The following is a 24,110-nucleotide window of genomic DNA, read 5'->3' as shown; positions in this document are numbered from 1 at the left end:
AGGGAATCGGCTCGGCGGCGGCGGGTGGCGACGGGCAGGCCCGAGAGGAGGCTCTTGAGAGGAGTTCCGCCCCAGGTGAACGCGCGGCCCGGGACTGATCTCCGGCTCGTCGACGGGTGAGTCGAGGTACGGCGGGTGATACGCGATCCGCTGGGTGTCCGACTGCTGTCCGCCCCAAGCCCGTGCCCGGCGTGAGTCCACCGGCAACCGTGCTGCCACCCCACGCGCGTGACCATTGATCGCCCTGTGATTTCCGTAACGCGTTTCTGTCCGCGAATCCAACGGTGTTTCCTTTGCAGTCACGTGACTGATACCGGTCGGTGCTTGCAATGCGCACAATGGTGGGTATTCGGCCGCGTCGATCCATCAGCGGCCAATCACGGTCCTGCCCTTACCTGATCGCAGGCGCTGCAGGACCGTGATGAGTGATTCCATCGGAGTGCAGAAATGGACAGCGTAAATCTTTCACGTTCCCTGAGCCGGCGCGGCTTTGTCGGAGTCGCGGCGGGCATCGGCGCCGCCGGGCTGCTGGGGAGCCAGATGGTCAAGCCGGCCGACGCCTCTGCCGCGGCCTTCACCAAGACCGAGACGATCCAGCTGGGCAAGGTCACCGTCACCCGGGTCGTGGAGTTCAGCGGCCCGGTGGGCCTGACGTCGCGCCAGTTCTTCCCCGCGAGTTCGAAGGAACTGTGGGAGGAGAACAAGGACTGGCTGAGCCCGGACTTCTGGAAACCGAGCACGGACATGGTCAACTCAGCTCTGCAGACTTGGGTCCTGCGCAGCGAGGGCAGGACGATCCTGATCGACACCGGCGCCGGGAACGACAAGTTCCGGCCGTACGCCAAGCAGTGGCAGTACATGGACACGGACTTCCTGCGGCGTCTGTCCCGCGCGGGAGTCAGGCCGCAGGACGTCGACGTCGTCGTCAACACGCACCTGCACAACGACCACGTCGGCTGGAACACCCGGCGTGAGGACCGTGACTGGGTGCCCACCTTCCCCAACGCCACCTACCTGATCCCGAAGATCGAATTCGACTTCTGGAACCCTGAGGGTCCTGTGCGGCCGAAGTACTGGCAGGGCAACCAGAACGTCTGGGAGGACAGTGTGCTCCCGGTGCAGGAGGCGGGTCTGGTGAAGATGTGGGAGGGCTCGTACACCCTCGACTCCAGCCTGAAGCTGAGCCTCGCCGCCGGGCACACTCCAGGCTCGTCCGTGATCCGGCTGGAGTCGGGAAGCGACAGAGCGGTGTTCATCGGCGACCTGCTCCACACCCCGCTGCAACTCGAACACCCCGAGTTCAACAGCTGCTTCGAGGAGGACGAGAAGCAGGCGCTCGCGACCCGGCGCCGCGAACTGGAGTGGGCCGCCGATCACAAGGCCCTCATCCTGCCCGCGCACCTTCCCGGTCACGGCGCTGCCGAGGTGGAGCGCAGCGGTGGCAACTTCAAGATCAAGGACTGGGCGGGATTCAGCCGCAGCTGACCCGGCCACCAGTCGGCTCGCGGGCGGTCGGCGCGGCTGATGGCCGCGAACTTGCCGCACCCTGCGAGAGCAGTCACCTGACGCATACCGGACGGATTGCCGACCCGCCGAGACTGGTGACGCGGCAATGGTCCGTCGAGGGACTCCGGCGCCCCTCATCATCATCATTCGGCTTGCCGCGGCGACGAAGGACCGGGGCGGACATTCCGGGGGCGACTGCTCCACGCCGTCGGCCGGAGATCACCCCGTTCGCTCATGGAAGGACGTACGGAGACCGTCATGGTGGCAAGGAAGACGGCGTTGCTGTGGGACCGCTTCGCCGCCGTCGACCCCGGACTGATGCGTCTGGCCTCCGCGATGCGCGCCGTCCTCGGCGCCGCCGCGTCCCTGACTGTCCTGGCGGCCCTGGGGCAGTCAGACACGGCGTTGCTGGTCGGCGGGTTCACCGCGATGGTGACCTCGCTGGCCATCAGCGACCTGCACCCGCGCAACCAGCTCATCACGCTGGGACTCGGAGCTCCGCTGTCCCTCGCGGCCCTGGCCGCCGGAGCCGTGCTGACGCCGTACCCGTTCACGGCGGGGATCGTGTTCCTGCTGCTGATCTACGTCGCCGTCCACGCCCGTCGGTACGGCGCCAGAGGGCAGGGCATGGGCGTCTTCGGCTTCATGGCCTTCTTCCTGGCGCAGTTCACCGGGGCACGAGCGGTCCAGCTGCCGCAGATGGGTGCGGCTGTGCTCGTCGCGTTCGGTGCCGTCGTGGCCGTCTGCCACTGCCCGGGATTCATGACATCGTCCCGTGTCCTCGCCCGTTTGCAGCGCACCTTCAACGGACGGCTGCGCGACGTCCTGCGGGACACGGCCGCCCTGCTCACCGCCGGACAGGACGCCGACACACTGAGTCTGTCGTTGGAGCGCCGTCTGGACAGGCTCCACGCGGCCGTGCTCCTGATCGAGGACTTTCTCGGTGAGCGCGCGGTCGACGAGGCCACCGACGGACAGATCCTGAGGCACATCTCACGCGCGGAGGTGGCTGCCCAGCGGCTGACCGTACTCACTGTCCGCGCGGCCCGTACACCACCGGCCGCCGACGATCTCGCGGAGCGGGCCACCCGGCAACGGCTCGCGGCACAGATCCGAGTTCTCCGCCACCAGTTCACCCCGGGAACGCCTACCGCCCCCCGGCAGCGGAAGCAGGAACGTGAAGACGACCCGGCGATCCTGCAAGACGCATCCGCCTCGTTGCAGGACTGTCTCCAAGGGATCGACGAACTGGCCGCGGCCATGCACCTTCTCGGTCCGCGCGTCAGCTCCCCGTCGGCAACCGGGGCGGCTCCGCACGAGCCCGCCACACCGCAGACACGGGCGTTCAGCGTCAGGCAGTACCGCGAAGCGGACTCCGAAGACCGCAAGCGGGGAACGACCCGGCAGGCCCTCCAGGTGACCGCCGCCTCCGCGCTGTCCATCCTCGGCGGTCACCTGTTGTCCCCGGACCACTGGTACTGGGCCGTCGTGGCCACGTGGGTCGTGTTCATCAACACCGAGAGCACCGGCGAGGTCCTGCTGCAAAGCGTGCGCCGGCTGGCGGGCACGGTTCTCGGCGCGGTGTTCGGCTACGGCCTCGCCACCCTGGTCGGACCGTACGGGCCGCTGCTCCTGGTCCTGCTGCTGGTGTGCATGTTCGGGATGTTCTACAGCCCGTCCGATGCCTATTGGGTGGTGACGTTCTTCATCACCGGCATGCTGAGCATGCTGCTGGCACTGCTGGACACATTCTCGACGGACGTACTCGTCCTGCGCGTGCAGGAGACCGCCCTGGGAGTCTCCTGCGGTGTCCTTGCCAGCGCACTCGTCCTGCCCATCACGGTCCGCCGGGCCAGCGACGAGGAGCTGGTCCACTTCCTGCTGGTCCTCAGACGCCTCCTGCACACGACGACGCGGAGCCTGAGCACCGACACCACGACGAGCCTGATACGCGCGGCCCATGATCTCGACCAGGTACTGGAGTCCTTCCGCAAAGCCTGTCTGCCGCTCACCCACCCGCTCAATCCCCAGCGCGGCCGTCGTGATCGCGCCCGCCACCTGCTGGAACTGCTGGAAGCCGGTGCCTACCATGCACGGAGTCTGGCCGCCGTGGCCGGGCACCTCCCGCAGGGCGACGACGCCGAGTACACCACCCGGATCACGTCAGCGGCCGACCGCGCGCAGGAGAGGACGACGCACCTGATCCGCATCGCGAGTCGTCGGCCGGGCACCGCCTCCCACTCGGCACGTCCCAAGGTCACCAGGGCACTGTCCCTGCTCTCCGGCGAACGGCGTATGCGTCGCGGCCGACCGTTGCCGCAGCAGCGCCTGCTGCTCCACATCAACCGTCTCGACATGACCTTGATCGCGCTCGCACAAGCCTTGGACCCGCCCGCACCGGCCGCCGAACACACCGTGTCCCCGTTCGCAGGCGGCGAGGTCTCCTCTCCGCCCAGCCCCGTCACGGACACCACTGCGCCGATCTCACCGACCGCCGCGCACACGCACCCATCGGCCAGAACCTGCCCGGCCGATCACGCCGCGGACACCGCGACCAGCCCGGGACGAGCAGCCGCCTGCTGAGCGGGTCGGTGTCGGCCGGTGGTGATGAACCAGAGGCTGTTCCCACGCTTGCTCAGGACCGGCCCAGCGGCTGACACAGTCCCGCGACCACCGGTTCGGCCCTGACCTCATGCTCGCGCACCGAGGTACCTCCCGTCACAGTGGGGCCCACTCATGCGTCCAGGTGCAGTCACGTGACTCATACCGCAGCACGCCCCGAGCGGCGCACCATGGTTGAGCAGGGTCGTTCACAGAACGGACGCGTACCGGGCGGCCCTTTTCCCACCGGCGAAGCCCCGACGGTCTGATGCCCGCACCCGATCTCGGCGGCGGGGCCGCCCGAGGCCGGCATGAGCAGCCGCTCATTCGCGTCTTGCCCGCGCCTGTGGCCCGAGGACGCGAAACCGATCGAACTGGAGAGAATCATGGACACCATCACCCTGGGCGATGTCACGCTGACCCGTGTCTGGGAGTACTTCGGTCCTGTTGACATGACGCCCGAGGCGTTCTTCCCGGAGAGCCAGGCGGAGGCGTGGGAGGCCCACCGCTCTTGGCTGGTTCCGGACTTCCTGGACGCCGAGACCCGGATCGTCAACTCGGCCATCCAGACCTGGGTACTGCGCAGCGAGGGCAAGACCATCCTGGTCGACACCGGCGTCGGCAATCACAAGGACCGCCCGTACGCGCCGGTGTGGAGCCGGCTGGACACCGACTTCCTGGGCAACCTCGCCCGCGCCGGGGTCCGCCCCGAGGATGTCGACATCGTGATCAACACGCACCTGCACATCGACCACGTCGGCTGGAACACCTACCTCGACGGCCGGACGTGGGTGCCGACGTTCCCCAACGCCACCTACCTCATGCCCAAGGCGGACTTCGACTTCTGGAACCCCGCCAACGAGCACAAGCCCCTGCTCGGCCGCGGAAACCAGAATGTCTTCGAGGACAGCGTCGCCCCCGTGCATGAGGCCGGCCAGACCCAGCTCTGGGAGGACGGCCACCGGATCGACGGCAATCTGCGCCTCGACCTCGCACCCGGCCACACCCCGGGCTCGTCGGTGCTGACGCTGGAGTCCGGACCGGACCGGGCCCTCTTCGTCGGCGATCTGCTGCACAGCCCGGTCCAGATCCACGAGCCCGACACCAACAGCTGCTTCTGCGAGAACCCCGCCGAAGCCCGCGCCACCCGCCTCAAGCTCCTGGGCTGGGCGGTCGACAACAACGCCCTCGTCATCCCCGTGCACCTGGGCGGCCACGGCGCCGCCGAAGTCGTCCGCGAGGGAGACAAGTTCGCCATCAAGGGCTGGGCGCCCTTCGCCCCGTACACCGAGCAGGTCTGAGCCCTGCGGAAAGGCACCGCCGTGAACCACCACCCCGACCCCGTCGTGACCACCGCCCAGGGAGCCGTCCGCGGTCTGCGCCGAGGCAGCACCCTCACCTTCCTGAACATCCCTTACGCCGCCCCGCCCCGTGGCGCCGGCCGGTTCGCGCCACCGCAGCCGCACGAGCCGTGGGACGGCGTACGGGACGCCACCGTGCCGGGACCCAACGCCCCACAGTCCGAACGCAAGCTCGGCGACGTGGACATGAGCCCCTACTTCGGCACCGGCTGGAGCCGAGGCGAGGACTACCTCACCGTCAACGTCTTCACGCCTGCCGTCGGCGGTGACGAACTGCCGGTCATGGTGTTCGTCCACGGCGGCGGATTCGTCGCCGGGTCGACGCGGTCCACGATGTACGACGGCTCCGCCTTCGCCCGCGACGGCGTCGTCCTCGTCACCCTCAACTACCGGCTCGGCATCGCCGGGTTCCTCGACATCCCCGGCGCGCCCGCCAACCGCGGCCTGCTCGACGTCGTCGCCGCACTGCGCTGGGTGCGGGAGAACATCGCCGCCTTCGGCGGTGACCCGCGCAACGTCACCCTCTTCGGCCAGTCGGCCGGGGCGACCATCGTCGGCGGCGTCCTCGCCACCTCCGAGGCCGCCGGCCTGTTCCGCCGGGCGATCGTCCAGAGCGGCAGCGGCCTGGGCGCGTTCACCACCGAGCAGGCCGCCCGCGTCACCAAGGCAGCGGCCGAGGCCCTGGGCATCGAGCCCCACGTCGGCGCCTTCGCGGACATCTCCGACGAGCGCCTGGTCGAGGCCGCCTCCCAGCTCGCGGGCATCGACCTGCGGACCGAGACCCACGGCGACCCACTGATCGGACTCAGCCCCTTCAGCCTGGTCCTCGACACTCAGCCCGCCGAATCCGTCGCCGCCGGCCTGAGCGCCGACGTCGACCTGCTTGTCGGCACCAACACCGAAGAGGGAAACCTCTATCTGGTCCCGGTGGGCAAGTACGCCACCTCGACCGCCGCCGACGTCGACGAGGCGGCGGCACGCTCGCACCCGAATCCGGCGCAGCTCGTCGAGACGTACCGGAAGGCACACCCCGCGGCGTCCTTCGGCGAGCTGCGCTCCGCCCTCATGGGCGACGCGCTGTTCGGCGCGGGCAGCTGGGCCCTGGCCGGCGCGCATGCCGCCCACCCCGAGTCCGCCACCTACGCCTACGAGTTCGCCTGGCGCTCCCAGGCCCTGAATGGAGAGCTCGGCGCCACCCACGCGGTCGAGCTGCCCTTCGTCTTCGACCTCGCGGACCGGCCCGAGCTGAACGGCCCCAACGCCCTGCTCGGCCCCGACAAGGCCCCCGCGGACCTCGCCGCCCGCGTGCACGAGACCTGGATCCGGTTCGCCAGGACCGGCGACCCCGGCTGGGACCCGTACGACACCGAGCGCCGGGCCACCATGCGCATCGACGCCGAGTGGACCCAGGGCGACGACCCCCGCGCCCAGGAACGTCAGGTCTGGAGCTGACCCCGCACATGTGTCTCGCCTGCTCACCCACTTCAAGGAACACCATGACCAGAACCGTCATCACCACCGAGAACGCACCCTCCTTGCCGGCCCCGCTGTCTCAGGGCATCCGCAAGGGCCCCGTCCTGCAGGTCTCCGGGCAGCTCCCCTTCGACCCGGACACCGGCGAGGTCGTCGGCACCTCGGTCGCCGAGCAGACCGCGCAGACCCTGCGCAACGTGAATGCCGTGCTCAAGGCGGGCGGCGCGGATTTGGCGGACGTCGTGATGCTGCGCGTGTATCTCACCGATCCCGCCCACCTGGCCGATATGAACGAGGCTTACGCGGCGGCTGTCGGTGAGCCCTTCCCCGCCCGCACCACCGTCTACATGCAGCTCCCGCCGGGACTGCTCGTCGAGGTCGACGCCCTGGCAGTGCTGGACGACTGATCAGAATGGCCGGTCATTTGACGAGGGCGTGCACCAGCCTGAGGGTTCCGCCGGCGGAACTGCTGGACGCTCTGTGCGCACTGGTCGGACGACCGGCACCTCCCCTCGGGCCTCATCCCGTACGTCGCATCCACGAGCGGGTCCTCCAGGCAGTGGGGTCGGTGCCGCCAGGCGTGCTCGAGCCGGGCGATGTCAGCGCGGCCACGGACGTGCGCGCGGGCCTCTTGAACGCCGAAATCCCGGCCCCCTCGGACATGGCAGTCCTCTGCATCCGGCGCACGGTCGACGACCTCGGACCGGCCGACCTGTGGGAACTGGCCCACGGCGCCGCGATGACCCGGGACGATCTCTCGCGGGGCGCTGCCGCGGTCCTGGCGGAAGGAGCTACCGGCGCCGGAGATCTTCTGCACGAACTCGCCGCGCACATCCTCGCGCAGGAGGTCGCCGAACGGTCCCCGTGCCACTGGGGCCGAGACCACACCGAGGTGGTACGAGCCGCGTTGTACCGGATTCTGGCCGACCTCGCGGACGCCCTCCTGGAGGTGTCGGAGTCGACCCCAACCCCTCTGGACTGGACCGTTCACGACAACGGCGGGAGGTATGCCGCCACCGCAGAGGGTGGCGGGGTGACCTACGACGTACTGGTCCAGACAGCGCAGAACGCTCCCCGGGCTGCGGTACCCGTCTGGCATCACCCCTCACGCCCCGCCGCACACTCCGCCTGGCAGTGGAGGATCACTTGCGGACCGGCCGACCCCGCCTCTCGCAGCTGTGCACCCTTCCCCTCCGCACTAGCGGCACGGCACGCCGCCGAATGCGTAATCACCGCACTCACCGCCGGGAGATGTGGCCTGTGATCAGCGTCGGCACGTGGACCTGTGCCGAACACCGCGCTGTGTCGCCGACAGGCGCCGCCGCCGATGGTCTTGCACTCCACGGCCAACTCAGCAGGCGAACTCAGCAGCGGAAACACCGTTCATGACCATCCCGATGTGGGTTTTGGGCTTGTGTGGGCTGACCCCTCTCTAGACGTGGCAGCATTGCCAGGCGCTTCTTGTCGGTCGCCCGCCGCGCCGGATTCATTAACTTGGTGGCCATGAGTAGCACGAACAGGTCCAACGCGTCGTCGATCGCCAGGGCCTCCAGATGTCGCACGATCGCACACACCATCGCCGTCCGCTTGGGCTCACCTGTCCGGGCACCGGTACGCCGCTGGAGAGCACGGACAGTCATGGTGAGGCTCGTCTTCACCGAGAACTCGCAACAGCTCAGTAGACGAGTTGACCAGTAACCAGTAGTACCGGAGGCCCATGGTGGTTAAGCGGCGCCGTGATCAGACTCAGGGCCGCTTACCGCGTTCAGTTGCTCGAGTAAAACACCGAGGCTCTTCCCGGGCTGAGGCTCTTGTGACGGTGGCAGGTCGGCTATCGCGCCCACCAGGAGTGGTCCGTCCAGCAGGTCTGCGGTGAACGTCACGCCGGTGAGGCGGGCCGCCATCGCGAACATCCGCGCGAGGCCGTGCTCGGACAGGCCGTCCTGGCGCTGGTCCCACTCCTCGTCCGAGCCCTCCTCCAAAGGCAGGCCGAACTCGCGCATGAGGCCGGCAAGCCGGTCGGTGTCGGCACCAGAGCGACACTCGGGAAAAGTCGGGTCGAAAGCCGTGATCACCATGCCGTCCGCGGCGTAGTGGAAATAGTCGCAGGCGTAGTCATGCCGTAAGACGGACACCACGTCGGTGCCGACCGACAGCCGCGCCAGCGTCCAGTTGTCCGTCCCCGACCAGCCGTACGGCTCCACCGCCGCGCACCCGTCGCCGGTGGCGACCACTCCGACATAGCCACCGCCGTCACCGCCGTCGGTCGCCACCGTGAAGTCGGAGACCGCCAGCCCCAGCTCGGCGAAGCTCATCTCCGTGCTCGTGCGGGCGCCGAACCGGCGCAGCACCTCGGCCGGGTCAAGCCCGCGCAGCAAGGTCACGCAGTAGATCTCGCCGAGCAGGTTGCCCCGTCCGCCGTACGGCGGTTGCAGCCAGCGGAACGGCGTCAGCGCCTCGATTGTCATATCGCGATCTTGGCAGGCCCTACCGACATAGTCAGGTCCACTTCACCCTTCCGGGCGCACCTGCTGCCCGAGAGCCCGGCTTGTTGCCGCCGACATCACGGAAAGTCACTACCACGGCCCTCGGCATCGAGAACTCGCGATAGTCGAATAGGCGACTCCACCAGTATCAACCCCGAAGTCCCAGAGTTTCGGGCGTTTCTATGACGGTCAGCTGCCGCTCAGGGTTGGTTTCCTCGTCCGGGGGAGGCGAGCTGGGCGAGCAGCGCGGGCATGCGCTCCAGCTCGATGGGCAGGCCCGCCCGCAGGGCCGCGTACTCCGCGCCGGGCCCGCCGAGCTCGATGAGCTCGCCCCAGCAGTGTTCGAGCTCCTCTCTGGCCTGCCGGAGCCGGTCGTGGTCGCCCGCGTCCCGCGCGTCCTGGTAGCGCGCGCGGGCCTCTTGCTCGCGCCGCATGAGCGCGTTGTCGCCCGGCGCGGGCACGGTCTCGCCGAGCAGCTCGGTCAGCGCCCTGGACTTCACCGTCCGGACGACGTGGGCCGCGAGAGAGCCCGGCTCGGGTTCCGCGCCGGGCGGCAGCGGCTGGGTGGCCAGCGTGGCCAGGTGGTCGATCACGACCTCGGCGAACCTCTCGGCGGCGCCCCTGGCCGCGCCGCGCAGCTCGTCGTCGATGATGGCGAAGTGCACCGTCTGCAGGTGGTCGAGCGCGGCGACGAGGTGACCCGCGGCCGGGTACGGGTCAAGCTGGCGGAGCATGAGTCCGAGCAGCTCGTGGAACTGGGCGCTCATCGCGAACCCGCCGCGCTTCTCCGTGCGTTCGATCCACTTCTCGATGACCATCGTGTCGGGGATCTCCACGGTGAAACCGTCCGCCTGAGCGACGCCGGTGATGCCCCGGACGAGCCGGCGACGGCCAGGCACGGGGACGCCCCCGTTGATGAGCTCGCGCAGGATCCAGGGGTTGCTCAGGGAGGGCTCGGGCAGGAAGCGGTCCACGGTCACCTCGCCGCGCAGCAGCGGCCCGTAATCGACGGGGTTGCGTGACAGGCGCAGGTGATGCCTCCCGACGCTGCTGCTGATGGTGTCCGCGTCGGCGACGATCCGCTCCACTCCCATCGTCGTCGCCCCGGGCTGGGTGGGCGGGATGGCGGCGGCCCGGCGTACGAGCTCCTCGGCGGACCGGAGGTCGCCGTAGGCGGCGTGCATCAGCGCGGCGGTCGCCGCGACCTCCCGGCGCACCTCGGGGTGCACCCGCTCGTCCGTCGTGGCGCGCACCACCGCGGCATCGGCCTCGGCCAGCGGCAGCGTACGCCGTGCGGTCGGCCGTGCGGGATCGATACCTGGGAAGGTCGTGAGGATGTTCACCAGGGCCATCGCCTCCGCGTTGACCGCCCCGATGTCCCGGTACAGCCGCGCGGCGGTCCAGTAGCTCATGACCGACTCCTCGTGGCGGCCGTGCAGCCGGTTGGCCAGCCCGCGGACGGTGTGGAGATAGCAGCGGTACGCGGCGTACGTGGAACGCAGCGGCTCCTCCATCGCCAGCAGCCACGGGTAGGTGCTGTCGGCCAGGTCGAGCAGGGACAGGCCCTCGTCCGCCCACTTCAGCGCGATGTCCAGCAGGGGCGGGCGGCCCTCGGCGCGTTCGAAGGGCAGCAGGAGCGTGTCGTCGACGTCCCCCAGAGCCGTCTTCTCGCTCTCGTCGGTGATCACCTCCACGAGCTGGAGGGCAGAGTTGACGTGGATGTTCCACATGCGATCGAGCTGCAGGGCCTTGCGCGGCCGCCCCGGCCCCAGCAGGTCGCGGGCGACGCGGATCCGCTCCATGAGGGTCAGCGCCCGGCCCAGGTCGTCGGACCAGGCGAGGCGGAGCTGCTCGCGGCGCAGCTGCACGGAGAACAGATAGTGCGCGGCGTCGAGGCGGTCGATGGTGTGGCGCAGGGGGACCTCGAGCCGGCTCTCGGCGTAGGGGGTGGAGAAGAGCACGAGGGCGAGGGCGGAGCCGATCAGAGCGCCCAGGTCGTCGTGGACGGCTCCCGCCGCCGTCACGCAGAACCAGGCCAGGGCAAGCTCGGCTCCGTACAGGCCGGAGAACCTGTCCCGGTTGAGCCGCATGCCCGCAGGGGCCTTGATGAACGTGACCTTGGCCAGCGAGCCCCGTCCGACCAGCAGGTACACGAACCTCAGGGCCAGCATGGCCGCCGCCACGCACACCGTGCCCAGGACGAATCCCAGCACGCCGGGCGGCCAGACCCGGACGAACCAGGCACCCGCCGGGCCCAGGGCGAGCAGCGTCGCGCCGAGCAGCCAGATGACCGCGCCCAGCCAGATCTGGCCGCGGTGCCAGCGGGTCAGCCCGGCCGTGGTGATGCCCACCAGGCCGAAGTGCGGGCGGATCAGCAGCACGTACATGATCAGCAAGGTACACAGGGCGGTGGGCCACGAGCGGGCGTGCGCCCAGAGGGCGGCGATCGGCGCGATCGGCGCCAGGATGCAGAAGGTCCTGGCGATGCGGAGCTTCGCCGACGGTAGCGGCAGCGCCCCGAGGACCCAGCCGGCCAGCAGCGGGATCGTCCACCAAGACAGGTCCGCGAACGGCACGCCGCCCGCCACCATGACGGCGCCGCCGGTCAGCGCCGCCAGGCAGCCGAGGAGCCCGAGCGCCAGCCCGAGCGCGACCACGCACGCCAGCGCGCCCGGCCCGGCCCGCAACACCGCGGTGTACGGCTCGACGGCCACCAGGCCGACCAGCGCCCACCACACGACCCGGCCCGCCCGGAAGGCGACCACTACCGCGCCCTCCTGCCGCACGCGCAGCGCCAGGTCGGCGTTGATGAGCGTCTTCTCGATGAACTCCGGATACCGGTAGAAGTTGAGGTTGACGGGCATGAGCCCCTCCCTACGGGAGTTCGAGCACGAGGTGGACGGTGCCGTCGGGCAGGGCGGCCGTGAGCTCGGTCAGCTGGTCGCGGGTCACCGCCAGGACGACGCCGCGTTCGCCCAGCACATCGAGGACCACGGCGCCCGGGACGGTGGCGGAGGCCGCCCCGGGGTTCTTCGGGACGACGTGGATCGTGACAATCCCGCCCCGGCCCAGCGCGGGCGTGACCGTCAGCTGGGGCGGCCCGAGCGCGAGGGCCGAATGCCCCGACAGGCGCCCGGCGGGCAGGGCCGGACCGAGATCCCCGGGCGCGATCGGCGACCTCGCCGGGACCGGCCGCAGCGTGTACCGGCCGAGCAGGCGGTCGGGGGCGTCGCCGGTCACGTCGCCGGCGGTGAGCACGTGGTAGGCGGGCAGGTCGCGGGCGGCGGTCCCGGAGCCGGGGGATCGCCGGACCGCGGCGACGCCGAGGGCGGCGCACCCGAGGAACACCACGGCGAGGAGGGCGACGAGCACCGGGCTGGTGCGCGAGCGCCGCACCCAGGAGGGCGGGATCGGCCTGGTGGCTACGCTGGGCGGCCGCTCGATCTCGGGCTGGGGTTCGCCGGTATCGGGTGGCCGTTCGTCGGTTTCGGGCGGCGGTCCGTCGGTTTCAGGCGGTTGCTCGTTGGTTTCGGGCGCTGGGGGCAGGACCTTCGGGTAGCCGAGGTGGGCGGCCCGGTCGGTGCTCACGCTGCCGCGCATCCACATCTGGTCGAGCGCGGTCCACTGCTTCAGCTCGGCGTCGAAGTCGGCGGGGCGGTCGAGCCCGATGGCGTCCAGCAGCAGCCAGCGGTGCACGTCGAACGCCGACCGGTAGAGCTGCCCGTACGGCTCGGCGGCGCGGATCACCGCCCGGTAGCCGCCCCAGGCGACCAGCAGACCGCCGGACAGGCAGAGGAGCACCCCGTACCAGGGCAGCAGGAACGCGCCCAGCAGCCCCCCGACGACCGCGAACGCGCCACCGAGCGCGCTGATCGTGATCGCGAGCTCCAGATCTGCGGTGGCCAGGGCGAACGCCTGCCGGAACGCCTCCGGCAGCACGGGGTAGAGGCGCGGCCAGGCGGTCGAGGAGTCGAGGCGGTAGCGGTCGGCACTGTGCTCGGCGGCACCGCGCAGGATGTTCCCGAACGTGGTGGGCATGAGCTGCCGTTCGCTCACGGGGTAGGAGGCCCACCGGTCGTCCTCCTCGGTGAGCCACCGGAAGAACACCTCATGCCGGCGGGTGAGCCGCCCCGCCAGCCACTCGCCGCCGGGCAGGTCGCCCCACTCACCCTGGTACCGCTTGATCAGGGCGGGCAGCCGTGCGGCGAACAGCTGGGCCGACAGCAGCACCAGCACCAGTGCCAGCAGGGTCAGCAGGACGCGTGACTCGGCGTTCAGACCGCTCCACCAGCGCAGGGTCTCCGTCCAGCCCACGCCCGCGGCGATCAGCGCGCCGAGCGCGGCCAGGAAGATCAGGATCGGGATGAGCACCGTGGAGAACAACCGGCGGTCGAGGGCGCCGAAGAGCGCGTCGAACAGGCCACCCACGTCAGCGCGCCCCGTAGAACGGCACGAAGTCGTGGCCCGAGACGCAGTCGTAGGTCTCGGTCTGCTGGAAACGGGTGAACGTGTTGACCTCCCCGCAGGTCCGGCAGCGGATGCGGAGGGGCGGCGCCAGCGACCTGGGCCGGCCGAGCCCGTCGCCGGCGCCCAGCTCATGGGGGTCGGCCAGGGCGCGGGCCAGCTCGGCGCGGACGGCCGGCACGGGCACGACGCCGACGGGACGCTCGCCGGGATCGATGAGGACGAGCGCATCCGCGCCGGCCAGCAGCGCGTCCAGCACCTCCTCCGAGCTCAGGACCACCGCGAGCGGGGTGTCGGCGGGGATCGCGATCGCCGGGCCCGGCCCGGCAGGCCCTACGAGGCCGGCGGTGCGGCCCTGCGCGTCGACGAGCACGAACGGCAGCTCTCCCACCTGCTCGGGGACGCTCTCCCCGCGGAGGAAGCCGGTGTCCGCCAGCTCGGAGACCGGCCGCCCCGAGGTCACCTCTCCCATCTCCACCTCTCAGTACCAGTCGCCGACGAGGACGAAAGGAGCCCAGTAGTAGGGATCCGCGAACACCTGGGACCCGGGCCCGCCGTCGACGGCGGGCCCGGCGAGCATGATCCGCTTCTGGGCCACCCGCAGCAGCTCCAGGTCCGGGGCACTGAGACCCGGCGTCCTGAGCGTGTCGGCGAGCAGGCACAGCGCCGCTTCGACGTCGCCGGAGCGGGCCAGCATGCGGGCCTCCTCACGGGCCAGGGTGGCCGTCGTGGCGGGTTCGTCGCCGAGGCGTTCGCGTGACTCGCGGGCACGGACGAGCACGTCCGCGAGCGTCCGCTCCGACAGCAGGGCCTGCGCCTGCCGCAGTGCCTCGGCCTTGGAGGTACCGCCGGCCAGCGCGGCGTAGAAGTCGCGCAGCAGCATGCTGGTCGACAGCTCGTCCACGCGCCACAGGGTCACCAGCGCCGACGGCGCGCCCGCGTAGAGCAGGGCGCGGGTCAGCCCGATCAGCTCGTCGCCCGGCCGCCGGTCGCTGACGCCGGTCTCGCACGCGCCCAGCGTCACCAGGTCCACGTCGAGAGTCATGCCGAGGAGGTCCTCAGCGGTAAGGCGGCCGTCGGCCAACTCGATGCCGGACTTCATGGGCTCGTCGGGATCGAAGACGCCGTGCGCGCTGAAGTGCAGGATCCCGGGGGCGGCGTCGTCCGCGGCGAGCGCAGCCAGCAGCTCCGCCCGTGAGGCCGTCTTCCCTACCAGCGTCCGGGTGAGCCCGAACTGCGCCGCGACCGCCCGCGCCTGCTCGCGGGCGAAGACCAGGGGCCGGTCTGAGGGCGGATCCGCGACGATCAGCGCGGAGTCGCGCCGCCGTTCGGCCCTCTTAGTCAGGCAGTACTGCAGCACGGACGCGCTCGGCGTCACCACCACCGGATTGCGGCGGGACAGCGGAACCCCGTCGTCCACGGGCACGGCGTGCAGCGGCAACCGGTGCAGCACGTCATGCGGGACGAGATACACCAGGTCCCCGGGGCGTGCCCACCGCGTCACGGGCGCCACCAGCCGGGCCAGCGGCTCCTCGCGCAGCAGCGCGCCCAGCGCCGGACGGCCACCGCCCAGCTCCACCCGGATCCGCTTGGCCAGCGCGCGGATCTCGCCGCGGGAGAAAGGGACGGTGACCAGGTCCGCCTCGGAGGAGTCGGCGGTGACGCCGAACACCAGGGCGCGCTCGTCGCTCAGGAAATATTCGACGAGGACGATGCGCGACGTGCCGGTCACCCCCGTCGCTCCCTGCATGAGACCTCCAGCGCGGTGGATGTCACAACGAGCTATCGATCAGATTGTGACAGCGACCATGCCGCAGGGCCATCCGGTATTCGGGGTCAGTCCACGGAGGTATCCCAGCCATCAACGCGGTATCCCGAACGCAAAGGGTTGTGAGCGCTACGCACGGCAAGATGGCTACGGCAACATCGGGTGCTGAACGGGATCTGCCATCCCTGGCCGGGAAGCGCTCATGTGCACTCACCGGACATCCCACCCGGTCACTGTGCGGACCGGTCGCCTCCTTGACGGCGGCGGCCTGGGCACCGCGAAGATCTACAACGGAGTGACCTTGAACTCTCGGAAGAGAGTGGCGAAGAAATCTTGAAGCAGTTCTTCTGCAGCGTCGAACTGATCCAATTCTGCGGTGCTAAAGCGAAAGATCTCGTATCCAGAAAGTTTGAGGCTGCGGTCGCCGCGTACCATCCGCGCATACTTGCCCTGATCCGCCCTCGCGTTCCGCCAGTCCCCATCCGTTCCGGCGGAACTGTAATGCTGGACCCCGTCGACTTCTAGAATCACACGGCGTCCACCGGGTAGCAGGAGTAGGAAGTCCATGCGGTGATGAGACATCGCCGCGGTGCCACGAGCACTGATCGTCTTAGGGTCCCAGTGCAGCCAGATTTCAGGCAAAAGCGCGGGAAGGCCGGGCACGTCCGGGCCGTGAAGCTTGTGGTAAAGCGTGAACAGGTTCCATTGCGCGCGGTGCCACTTTCCGTCCGCATTCCTCGGCAGACACGCCTCAAGCCGGAAGTACAGCGACTTCTTCGCCGCCTCATCACTGGCGATCTGGCGGGTGTCCTTCCACCAGGCGTGCAGGTCACGCCAGAGCAGCCCGTCCGTGCCGATCGGCCGGTCGTAGACCAGCACATTGTCCTGATCACTGAGGACCTCAATATCGAGGTTAAGGACGTCCTCGATTCGGATATCAGGTTTGGACAGCGTGGCGAAGATCAAGGCCCGTGGTGGTCGGGCGTGACCTGAACGCGTCGACACCACGTTGAATACCGGGTAGCCATCTTTAATGTCGGTCTGGCGCAGTTCCGCTCCGACGGCCCGCAAATGAGGACCGATGACCTCGACCAGGCGTCGTTGCATGGGCTCATCGGGAACGACCTCTGCGGAGACCAGTCCGTTGAGGAATCGGACGAACCTCGGATGCCCTACGCTCGGGGCCCCCAATTCTTCAAACAACTTCTCCAGGGTCCAATCTCCAGTGAAGCGGAACACATGCCTGTCGATCTGCGCGCGCAAACCCGTCTCCGGCTCCAGGAAGAAACCGAGCGGCTCGGTATCGAGAACCCAAAACTGATCTAGTAGCGCGGCAAACCGATCGCCCTGCGCGACGAAGTTCTCCACCTCCGGCTCCAAGGCCCGCGCAATCTCCCGCCGCGTCCGCTGGGGGATCTCCAGGACGTGCTGCGCGGCCCACAACACGTCCTGGATCGCGTTGCGGCTCACCGCATGCAAAAACTGGCCGTCCAACTCGAGAACTCGCGCGGCGACGGCCGGCAGGTCGACGTCCGGCAAGGCCGCGAAGCTCCGGTCGAACCGCTGACGTTTCGTAAGACCTTCCTCAAGCGGCAGGACCGGCAACCCGATGTCCCGGCACGCTGCATCGAGCCTTGAGTGCGAAGCCTCTGTCACGGGGTTCCCGTAGCAAACGGCGAAAATCCAACGGATACAGCGCTGACCTGCGGTTGTGGAGGTTTCGGGGACGGTTGTTGATCTCCTCGGCTACGGTTCGTCATGATTCGTGTGTTCTGTGACGTCCGGGGTGGTTGATGTCGACGCGGTTCCTGTCGGACGAGCAGTTGGAGCGCCTGCGGTCGTTCCCGGACATCGGGCGTGAGGAGCTGAACAAGTACTTCACGTTGACGTCGCGTGAGGCGGCTTCTTGAACGCGCCTGGCCGCGGTCCCGACGCCCGGCTGGGGTTGGCCGTTCAGCTGTGCACGTTGTCGTGGCTCGGCTTCGTCCCTGATGAACTGCTGCAGGTTCCGCAGGCGGCGGTGCAGCGGTTGGCGACCCAGATGGCGGTGTTTCCCGGGGTTCGTCGAGGTCGACATCGAAGGCGAGATCGCCAAGCTCGACGACGGCTGGCGGCCCCTCCGCCCGACCCTGGTGAACGAGGCCGGCACCACCTTCCTTCTCAACCCCTGAGCTCGTCCCGTTTTGAACGGTCGGGCAGCGGTCCCCAGAGTCCCTGCTCCTTCAAGAGCTTCTTCGCGGCGTGCTGGGTTCGCTGAGAGGCAGCAGTCTGAGCTGTGGCGATCTTGTGGAGTATGTCGGCGAACAGTTCGGCTTCCTCGGGCCTCACCCAGCGGAGCGTGTGTGAGATCCAGTGGTCTGACCATGCGCTCAACCCGGTGCTGATGACGAATCGCATCGGTCCGGCAAGGTCGGGGGCAGTGGGGCCGAGCCCCGCGCGAGCCTCGGATTCGACCTCGTCACGTGGTCGTTCGACCAGAGGAAGCAGCCCGATGGACGCCTTGCCGAGCGGCACCGCGTGATGGTTGGGCGGCGCTTCGTAGGCCCACCGTCCGTCGAGGATGATCAGCCACGTGCGTCCCGGCTTGATCTCAAGGATCTTGCGCATTTCGACCGTCATATCCAGAAGTATGTCGGTCTGCTGATGATGCTCGGCGGAGCATGGCCGCTCACGATGATTCGAGAAGCCGTCTGGTCTCCGGGCCTGCGAAGGCGTACCCAGGAGACTGTGCGTCCAGGTATTTGAGGACTCGGATGATCACACATTCTCGGATCATGTTCGACGGATCGTCACACGTGAGAAGCGTTTCCGTCACTGCGTAGCAGCGTTCAAGCACCGGGACGTTCGCTTTGGAGACGGCAGGCTCGAACACCTCCCACCAGAAAACCTCGGACATCAACCCATACACGTTGTCGAGGAACGGCTCATGGTCGTAATCGGCGGCGTCCGCGATCTCCTTCGCTTCCCACGCAGCTAGAACCGGCCGAGCCTCGGGCAGTTCCGACCGGAGGAACTCGCGCAGCGTCGCAACATCAACCATGGCGCGAAGCTACCTGATCAGACCCGGCCGAACTGATACGCATGCCTGGCGGCCCGAGCCAACCGGCACCCCGTAGTCCGATCACAGGTGCGGGCGCAATCGGTCGACTCCGCACCAGATCCAATCCGAACGCCTCGTCCGACCTGCTGGAACAAGGCAACGATCCAATCGGAGCCGATCCGCACTTCCGCCTCCCCTTTACGCCCCCTACGATGGCCATCACAGCACCGTCGGACGGGCAGAAGATCGGAAATCCATGAGCCGCGAACCAGAGCCGGCTGTCCTCTACCCCGACGTCGCCGCTCACGGCAGCCTCGCCGCAGCACTCCAAGCCGCAGCCGCCGGCCAAGGCATGACCCTTCCCTTGAACGTCACCCCGTCTGACCTGCTCCGGCATGCCACGATCACCAGTGTTGTTCCGCATCGCCACTCGTCCTACGTCTCAGCGTGGCACCACGAACGGGCCTGGACCATTTGGGGGTCGTCCAACGACAGGCTCATGATCTGCGGCTCCACCAAGGACCTGAGTGAGCTTCCCGAAGTGATCCGCAACTGGGCCGAAGGAGCCAGCCTCGACGAGATCGACCAAGCCGCACCCTTCGATCTCCGGACCGGGCGCTTCGAGGTGCCCGACAACAACCTCGCCGAGGTCATCGCCTCCGAGTGGCAGTACACGTTGAAGGACGCCCGCGACGCCGACTGGCCTGAATACCAAGCACTCATCGAGGCCGCCTACGCCGAGCCGAAGCTGCGCAGGTTCTATCCCTTCACCAGCCACTGGACACTGGGCTTCTCGACCACTCCCTACCCGTTCAGCCCCGAGTTCGTCGGGGTGAGCTCGCCGCGCGGAAGCGGCCCCTACACCATCAACAACCGGGCGAACGGGCACGCTCTCACACAGGTCGCCACGCCTGCCGAAGCGATCGCCATCGCCGTGGCCCGGATCCCCGCCGATCTCCTCGAAATGCCTTCGGAGACCTCTGCGGAAGACTCCTGACCTGGAAACCAGACGACTCGGGAAGGGACATGCTCGGGCATGGCCGACCGGATCTACCTTCGGCACTCCACTGACAAGCAGACCGACGCCCGCCAACGGCACGCCCTGGCCTCGCTGCTGGCCGCCGGCGCCCGCTCTTACGAAGATCCCGCGACCTCCAGCCGCCAGCTCTCCCTGGACCGCGCGGGCTTCACGCGGCTCCTCCACGAGGCCGCCGTCGGCGACACCATCCGCATCGCCGACGCCGCTCGCCTGTTCCGCTCCGTCGCCGACATCCTCTCCCTGCGCCCCGTCCTCATCCGCCGCGGCCTGCACCTGCGGGTCGAATCCGGGCTCCTGTCAGGGATCGACCTGGCCAGCGATGACTCCGGCACCAAGATGATGGTCTCGGTCCTCGCCGCAGTTCTGGAGTTCCAACGCGACATGATCAGCGAGAACACCCGGGAAGGCGTCGCCGCGGCCGAAGCCTCCGGCAAGACCCTCGGCCGCCCATCAGCCCTGGACCCCGACCAGACGTCCGCCATCGTGGCGGCCTACCGCGAAGGCACCGCAGTCAAAGCCCTGGCCCGGCAACACCAGGTCGCCCCCAAGACCATTCGCCGAGTCCTCGACGCCGCACGCGCCCGCGAACTGCCCAACCAGATCTACACGCACCCGAACATCTCCGACCCAGAACCCGACCTGCCCAAACCCGACCAACCAGTCGCGCTCGACCTGCCCGGCCTCCTCGCTGACCACCTACGTGGCACAGGCGACGAAGCCGTCCGCTGTGCCATCGACACCGGACGCACCATCCGCCGCGGCCAGGGCCACACCGTCCGCGTAACCGCCCCACTCGCACTCCACCAAGCCGCACTGGAACAGAGCACAGAACTTGCAGCCAGCACCGCGAGCCCAGCCGCCCGCAAAGCACACCGCGTGTACGCCGCCCGCGTTGCAGCAGCCTGCCCCTAACCCCATCAACCGCAGGTCAGAGCCATATCCGTTGGATTTTCGCCGTTTGCTACGGGGACCCCCTCTCGTACGAAGGTTCCGTGTCCCGGCCCTCCCGGGCCGTCGTCACGCGCGGTGTCGTGCAGTCCGCGTCGGCGCAGGTGATCACGGACAGGGCGCCGTTCCTGGAGTTGAGCCGCGCGGCCACCGGACGGTCGTCCGCGCCGACCGCCACCGCCGGGCTGCGATAACTTTCCTTATCGCGGGTCAGAGTGGACTGAGTGCAGCCTCGTCGAGAAGGGCGTAAACCGGACATGAACGAGGACGGGCGGGCGCTGCCGGAGCCGACGGCGGGGGAGCGGCCGCCGATTTACCCGCTGCCAGAAAATACCGGCGCACACACCGCCGCCGACTACACGCTCAGCGAGCAGACCCGCAGCCGGATCGCCGACGGGGTGCCCGCCAACACCCGCCGCGCCTACGCCCGGCAGTGGGCCGCCTTCACCGCCTGGTGCGCCGGCCACGGCCGGGTCGCACTGCCCGCCACCGGGCACACGCTGGCCGAATACACCTCGCAGCTGTGCGAGGCCGGGCAGGCGCCGGCCAGCATCGAGCAGGCCATCGCCGCCGTGCGCACCATGCACCGGCTGTCCGGCCACACCGGCCAGCCCGCCACCGAGGCCGCCCGGCTCGCCCTGCGCGCCTACAAGCGCCGGCGCGCCGAGGACGGCGGCCGCGGCCAGCGCGAGGCCCCGCCCATCACCATCGACGCGCTCCGCGCCATGGTCGCCGCCTGCGACCTGACCACGCCGATCGGCCGCCGCGACCGGCTGCTGCTCGTGCTCGGCCTGGCCCTGATGGGCCGGCGCAGCGAACTCGTCGCCCTGACCAGGGACGACGTGCGCGAGGTCGCCGACGGCCTCGAGGTGACCATCCGCACCTCCAAGACCGACAAGGATTCCATCGGCGAGACCATCGCCATCCCGCGCGGCAGCCACCCGCTCACCGACCCGGTCGCCGCGTGGCGCGACTGGCTCCACGTGCTCGACCAGGCCGGACACCTCACCGGGCGGCTGCTGCGGCGGGTCAACCGGCACGGCGGCATCGGCCCCTCGCTCGGCGCGGACGCGGTCAACGTCATCGTCCGCGACCTGGCGGTGCGCGCGAACGTGCCGTACGCGCACGCCGTCACCGCGCACAGCCTGCGCGCCGGCGGCGCCACCGTCGCCTACGCAGCTGGCGTCCCGGTCGCGGTCATCGCCAAGCACGGCCGCTGGGCGCCCGCCTCACCCGTGGTCTTGCGGTACATCAGGGCCGTGGACCGCTGGCGGGACAACGCCATGCGCAACGTGGGCCTCTGACCAGCACAAACGCGAACAGGGGCAGGCGCGCAAGCCCCTGCCCCCCTCGTCCGCCACGCACCCGTAGATGCGACCATGGCGCGTGCCCGCCTGGCCGGGACGACCACCGAGGACCCAGCTGACCAGGCGTTAGGCTACCCCGCAGGAACCGCCGTGCGAGGAGACACCAACAGTGATCGGACCCGCGGCCGGACAAGTCACTACCGACGATCCGCCAGGCGCTGTCTCATCCACGCGACCGGGAGAGGTTCGACGCAGGGCTGCCGGTGGCCGTAGAGAAGGCCCGAGCCGCGGGCGACTGGCGCGAGGTCGAGGAATTCACTCATTTGTGGTGGATCATCGCGTACGTCAGCAGGCAGAACCCCGAGGACCGGCAGCGGCTCTGGGCCACGACCGACGACATCCGACGCCAGATCGACAGCGGCGAGAAGATCCCCCGGCGTCCCCCTGGAGGAGGTGCTCGCCCAGCGAGCCGCCCGACGACAGAGGCCACAGTCGGAGGGCAAACGCCCGTGAGACGTCAGTCGCTCGAGCGTACGACCGCCCTGCCTGCGGACAGGCCGGGGCACTACTGGATGAGAGCCGTGACGGACGGCCGCCCGCGTCACCCGGTGGCCATGCGGGTCCACCTGCGTGAGGCCCCGGCGGAGCTGCCCTCTCCCCGTTTCGCCACGGCCATCAGACAGCCACCGGCACGTCAGACCTGGTCGTCGGCCCAGCGATAGCGCCCGCGCAGCAGTTGCTGTTCATGATCCGACAGCCCGGACACGGCCAGGAACTCCTCCGGATTCGTCCGCACCCGGCCCGGGCAGTGCCACCAGGCGTGCATGATCGAGTCGTCCCCCAGGACGGGCCCCTGCTCGCCGTCCGAAGGCTCCACAAGCTCGGTCACGAAGCCAACCGTGGCGGACCAGCACAGCGGTGCCCCGGGACGCGTGAAGCCAGATTCGATCCCGGGCTCATGCCGTCCACGCTAACAGCCACGGCAGTCTGCGCCTCACATAGTGATCAGCAACAGCGACAGGTCATGACCAACGTGCAGGTCAGCCGCTTTGGTCACCAAGCTGTCGCGAGATTAGTCATCAGGGTGTCGTCGCATTGTCGGCCGCCCCGTGATCTGCGGTACGTCTACGGGTGATCGGCACGGCGCCAGCGCACGATCCGACAGTTTGATGAAGAGTGCGCCAGGCGCCCCGGGCGAGCGCCACCGACACCATCACCGCGGGGAGGCGGTTCCACATAACCGCAGGCCAGAGTGGCTATCGCTGCGGCCCTCGACCGAAGACACCAAGTTCGGGGAGCAACCGAGCAAGGGGCCCTACGGGAGGGACATAAGTGGAGGGAAAGAGGAAAACGCTAGTACCGCTCCCAAGTCGCGAGCGGCCGGAATACAACAGAGAGGGGAACCATCTGCAGGTCCTACAGGTTCTTGGGCTGCCATCAAGAACCGGAAAGTCGCCGTAGCGAAATTGGGTCGTATGCGTCAAAAGTGGAGTAACTGCCCGCCAGGGGCGCGGCGAGAGCGACAAGAGGTGACCAACGCTGCGACAGGCAATGACGAACCCGCAGGACAGTCCGATGACAAGTCACAACCATCGGCATCACGCAACTACAGCCATACTGGCCCGTCACCGACCTTGCGTCCGTCACCGCCATGGTGGTTGGCGTCGGCAGCATCGGCGGGGCAGCAGCAACCGCACTCGCCGGCTACGGCCTCGGACGGCTCCTGCTGGTCGATCCCGACCGGCTGCTGTGGCACAACCTGGTCCGCCACGTACTGCCCCGCCGCTACATCGGCAAGTTCAAGGTCGATGCCCTCCGCGACTATCAAGCGCTGACCCCATGTGGCAAAACCGCAGGTCATGGCCGGGCTTACAGCTGTCGCTACGCGGCAATATTGCCACGTCTGTCACCGCAGGAAGCTAGTCAGTCGTCCAGCCTTGGTCTCCAAGGGCGCCAGGACAGGAACGGCGACACTCGACCGCTCAGTTGCCATCGGCGATGATGAAGGAGTGACGCTGGGCGGGCTGCGTCCACGGAAGTGGTGTATGAGTTTGGCCTGGTGACAGGCGTGGCGTCGTGAAATGAGGACGGCCATCGCGTGATCCTTCGAATGCGCA

General features: G+C 68.9%; 21 protein-coding genes and 1 pseudogene. 13 read left to right on the top strand and 9 right to left on the bottom strand.

The window, feature by feature from the left end; all coding sequences use genetic code 11:
• The first annotated feature begins 447 nt into the window (after positions 1 to 447).
• The 6 genes from AB0H88_RS41225 (at position 448) to AB0H88_RS41200 (ending at position 8,205) form a co-directional block, all read left to right on the top strand.
• Positions 448 to 1,485, top strand: a complete 1,038-nt coding sequence (locus AB0H88_RS41225) for an MBL fold metallo-hydrolase (protein WP_357654028.1) — start codon at positions 448 to 450, stop codon at positions 1,483 to 1,485.
• A gap of 279 nt (positions 1,486 to 1,764) precedes the next feature.
• Positions 1,765 to 4,089, top strand: coding sequence for an FUSC family protein (locus AB0H88_RS41220; RefSeq protein ID WP_357654027.1), 2,325 nt, complete (start codon positions 1,765 to 1,767; stop codon positions 4,087 to 4,089).
• A gap of 404 nt (positions 4,090 to 4,493) precedes the next feature.
• Entirely contained in the window at positions 4,494 to 5,408 is a 915-nt protein-coding gene (locus AB0H88_RS41215) for an MBL fold metallo-hydrolase (protein WP_357654026.1), read from the top strand.
• A 21-nt stretch (positions 5,409 to 5,429) separates the two neighbouring features.
• Positions 5,430 to 6,920 carry a carboxylesterase family protein gene (locus AB0H88_RS41210; protein WP_357654025.1) on the top strand — a complete coding sequence of 497 codons (1,491 nt, stop codon included), beginning with the start codon at positions 5,430 to 5,432 and terminating at the stop codon, positions 6,918 to 6,920.
• 44 nt (positions 6,921 to 6,964) lie between these two features.
• Positions 6,965 to 7,348, top strand: coding sequence for a Rid family hydrolase (locus tag AB0H88_RS41205; RefSeq protein WP_357654023.1), 384 nt, complete (start codon positions 6,965 to 6,967; stop codon positions 7,346 to 7,348).
• A 161-nt stretch (positions 7,349 to 7,509) separates the two neighbouring features.
• Positions 7,510 to 8,205: a hypothetical protein gene (locus AB0H88_RS41200; protein WP_357654021.1), complete on the top strand. Its 696-nt coding sequence runs from the start codon at positions 7,510 to 7,512 to the stop codon at positions 8,203 to 8,205.
• A gap of 460 nt (positions 8,206 to 8,665) precedes the next feature.
• On the opposite strand, the gene AB0H88_RS41195 is transcribed toward AB0H88_RS41200, so the two are convergent.
• The 6 genes from AB0H88_RS41195 to AB0H88_RS41170 all read right to left on the bottom strand — a co-directional run bounded on the left by AB0H88_RS41195 (position 8,666) and on the right by AB0H88_RS41170 (position 17,315).
• Positions 8,666 to 9,409, bottom strand: a complete 744-nt coding sequence (locus AB0H88_RS41195) for a DUF6461 domain-containing protein (RefSeq protein ID WP_357654020.1) — start codon at positions 9,407 to 9,409, stop codon at positions 8,666 to 8,668.
• A 218-nt stretch (positions 9,410 to 9,627) separates the two neighbouring features.
• Entirely contained in the window at positions 9,628 to 12,291 is a 2,664-nt protein-coding gene (locus AB0H88_RS41190) for a hypothetical protein (RefSeq protein WP_357654019.1), read from the bottom strand.
• A gap of 10 nt (positions 12,292 to 12,301) precedes the next feature.
• Positions 12,302 to 13,855 carry a hypothetical protein gene (locus tag AB0H88_RS41185; RefSeq protein WP_357654017.1) on the bottom strand — a complete coding sequence of 518 codons (1,554 nt, stop codon included), beginning with the start codon at positions 13,853 to 13,855 and terminating at the stop codon, positions 12,302 to 12,304.
• Between the two features lies 1 nt (position 13,856).
• Complete coding sequence (locus AB0H88_RS41180) at positions 13,857 to 14,363, bottom strand: hypothetical protein (protein WP_357654016.1); 507 nt, start codon at positions 14,361 to 14,363, stop codon at positions 13,857 to 13,859.
• A 9-nt stretch (positions 14,364 to 14,372) separates the two neighbouring features.
• Positions 14,373 to 15,641, bottom strand: coding sequence for a CHAT domain-containing protein (locus tag AB0H88_RS41175; RefSeq protein WP_357654015.1), 1,269 nt, complete (start codon positions 15,639 to 15,641; stop codon positions 14,373 to 14,375).
• Positions 15,642 to 15,944: 303 nt separating this feature from the next.
• Positions 15,945 to 17,315: a hypothetical protein gene (locus tag AB0H88_RS41170; protein WP_357654014.1), complete on the bottom strand. Its 1,371-nt coding sequence runs from the start codon at positions 17,313 to 17,315 to the stop codon at positions 15,945 to 15,947.
• A 250-nt stretch (positions 17,316 to 17,565) separates the two neighbouring features.
• Here AB0H88_RS41170 and AB0H88_RS41165 point away from each other — a divergent pair, with 250 nt between their 5' ends.
• Entirely contained in the window at positions 17,566 to 17,916 is a 351-nt protein-coding gene (locus AB0H88_RS41165) for a DUF4158 domain-containing protein (RefSeq protein WP_357654013.1), read from the top strand.
• Here the strand turns inward: AB0H88_RS41165 and AB0H88_RS41160 are convergent.
• Together AB0H88_RS41160 and AB0H88_RS41155 are read right to left on the bottom strand one after the other, a co-directional pair.
• Positions 17,820 to 18,278 carry a hypothetical protein gene (locus tag AB0H88_RS41160; protein WP_357654195.1) on the bottom strand — a complete coding sequence of 153 codons (459 nt, stop codon included), beginning with the start codon at positions 18,276 to 18,278 and terminating at the stop codon, positions 17,820 to 17,822. The genes AB0H88_RS41165 and AB0H88_RS41160 overlap by 97 nt on opposite strands.
• A 49-nt stretch (positions 18,279 to 18,327) precedes the next feature.
• Positions 18,328 to 18,699, bottom strand: a complete 372-nt coding sequence (locus AB0H88_RS41155) for a hypothetical protein (protein ID WP_357654012.1) — start codon at positions 18,697 to 18,699, stop codon at positions 18,328 to 18,330.
• A 256-nt stretch (positions 18,700 to 18,955) separates the two neighbouring features.
• On the opposite strand from AB0H88_RS41155, the gene AB0H88_RS41150 reads away from it, so the two are divergent.
• The 5 genes and pseudogenes from AB0H88_RS41150 to AB0H88_RS41130 all read left to right on the top strand — a co-directional run.
• Positions 18,956 to 19,696 carry a DUF6193 family natural product biosynthesis protein gene (locus tag AB0H88_RS41150; RefSeq protein WP_357654011.1) on the top strand — a complete coding sequence of 247 codons (741 nt, stop codon included), beginning with the start codon at positions 18,956 to 18,958 and terminating at the stop codon, positions 19,694 to 19,696.
• A 39-nt stretch (positions 19,697 to 19,735) separates the two neighbouring features.
• The gene (locus tag AB0H88_RS41145; RefSeq protein WP_357654010.1) at positions 19,736 to 20,650 is read left to right on the top strand and encodes a recombinase family protein; all 915 of its coding nucleotides are present in this window, start codon (positions 19,736 to 19,738) and stop codon (positions 20,648 to 20,650) included.
• Between the two features lie 80 nt (positions 20,651 to 20,730).
• Positions 20,731 to 20,880: a hypothetical protein gene (locus tag AB0H88_RS41140; RefSeq protein WP_357654009.1), complete on the top strand. Its 150-nt coding sequence runs from the start codon at positions 20,731 to 20,733 to the stop codon at positions 20,878 to 20,880.
• 63 nt (positions 20,881 to 20,943) lie between these two features.
• Entirely contained in the window at positions 20,944 to 21,990 is a 1,047-nt protein-coding gene (locus AB0H88_RS41135) for a tyrosine-type recombinase/integrase (protein WP_357654007.1), read from the top strand.
• A 194-nt stretch (positions 21,991 to 22,184) separates the two neighbouring features.
• Positions 22,185 to 22,715: pseudogene (locus AB0H88_RS41130) on the top strand (DUF6247 family protein); the annotation flags it as partial.
• On the opposite strand, the gene AB0H88_RS41125 reads toward AB0H88_RS41130, so the two are convergent.
• Complete coding sequence (locus AB0H88_RS41125) at positions 22,688 to 22,882, bottom strand: hypothetical protein (RefSeq protein ID WP_357654006.1); 195 nt, start codon at positions 22,880 to 22,882, stop codon at positions 22,688 to 22,690. The pseudogene AB0H88_RS41130 and the gene AB0H88_RS41125 overlap by 28 nt on opposite strands.
• A gap of 702 nt (positions 22,883 to 23,584) precedes the next feature.
• Between AB0H88_RS41125 and AB0H88_RS41120 the strand changes: the two genes are divergently transcribed.
• The gene (locus AB0H88_RS41120; protein WP_357654188.1) at positions 23,585 to 23,995 is read left to right on the top strand and encodes a ThiF family adenylyltransferase; all 411 of its coding nucleotides are present in this window, start codon (positions 23,585 to 23,587) and stop codon (positions 23,993 to 23,995) included.
• Positions 23,996 to 24,110: the final 115 nt, after the last annotated feature.

Source organism: Nonomuraea sp. NPDC050680 (assembly GCF_040654555.1).
In the GTDB taxonomy this organism is placed as follows: Bacteria; Actinomycetota; Actinomycetes; order Streptosporangiales; family Streptosporangiaceae; genus Nonomuraea.
This window is presented reverse-complemented; position numbering and strand designations above follow the sequence as displayed.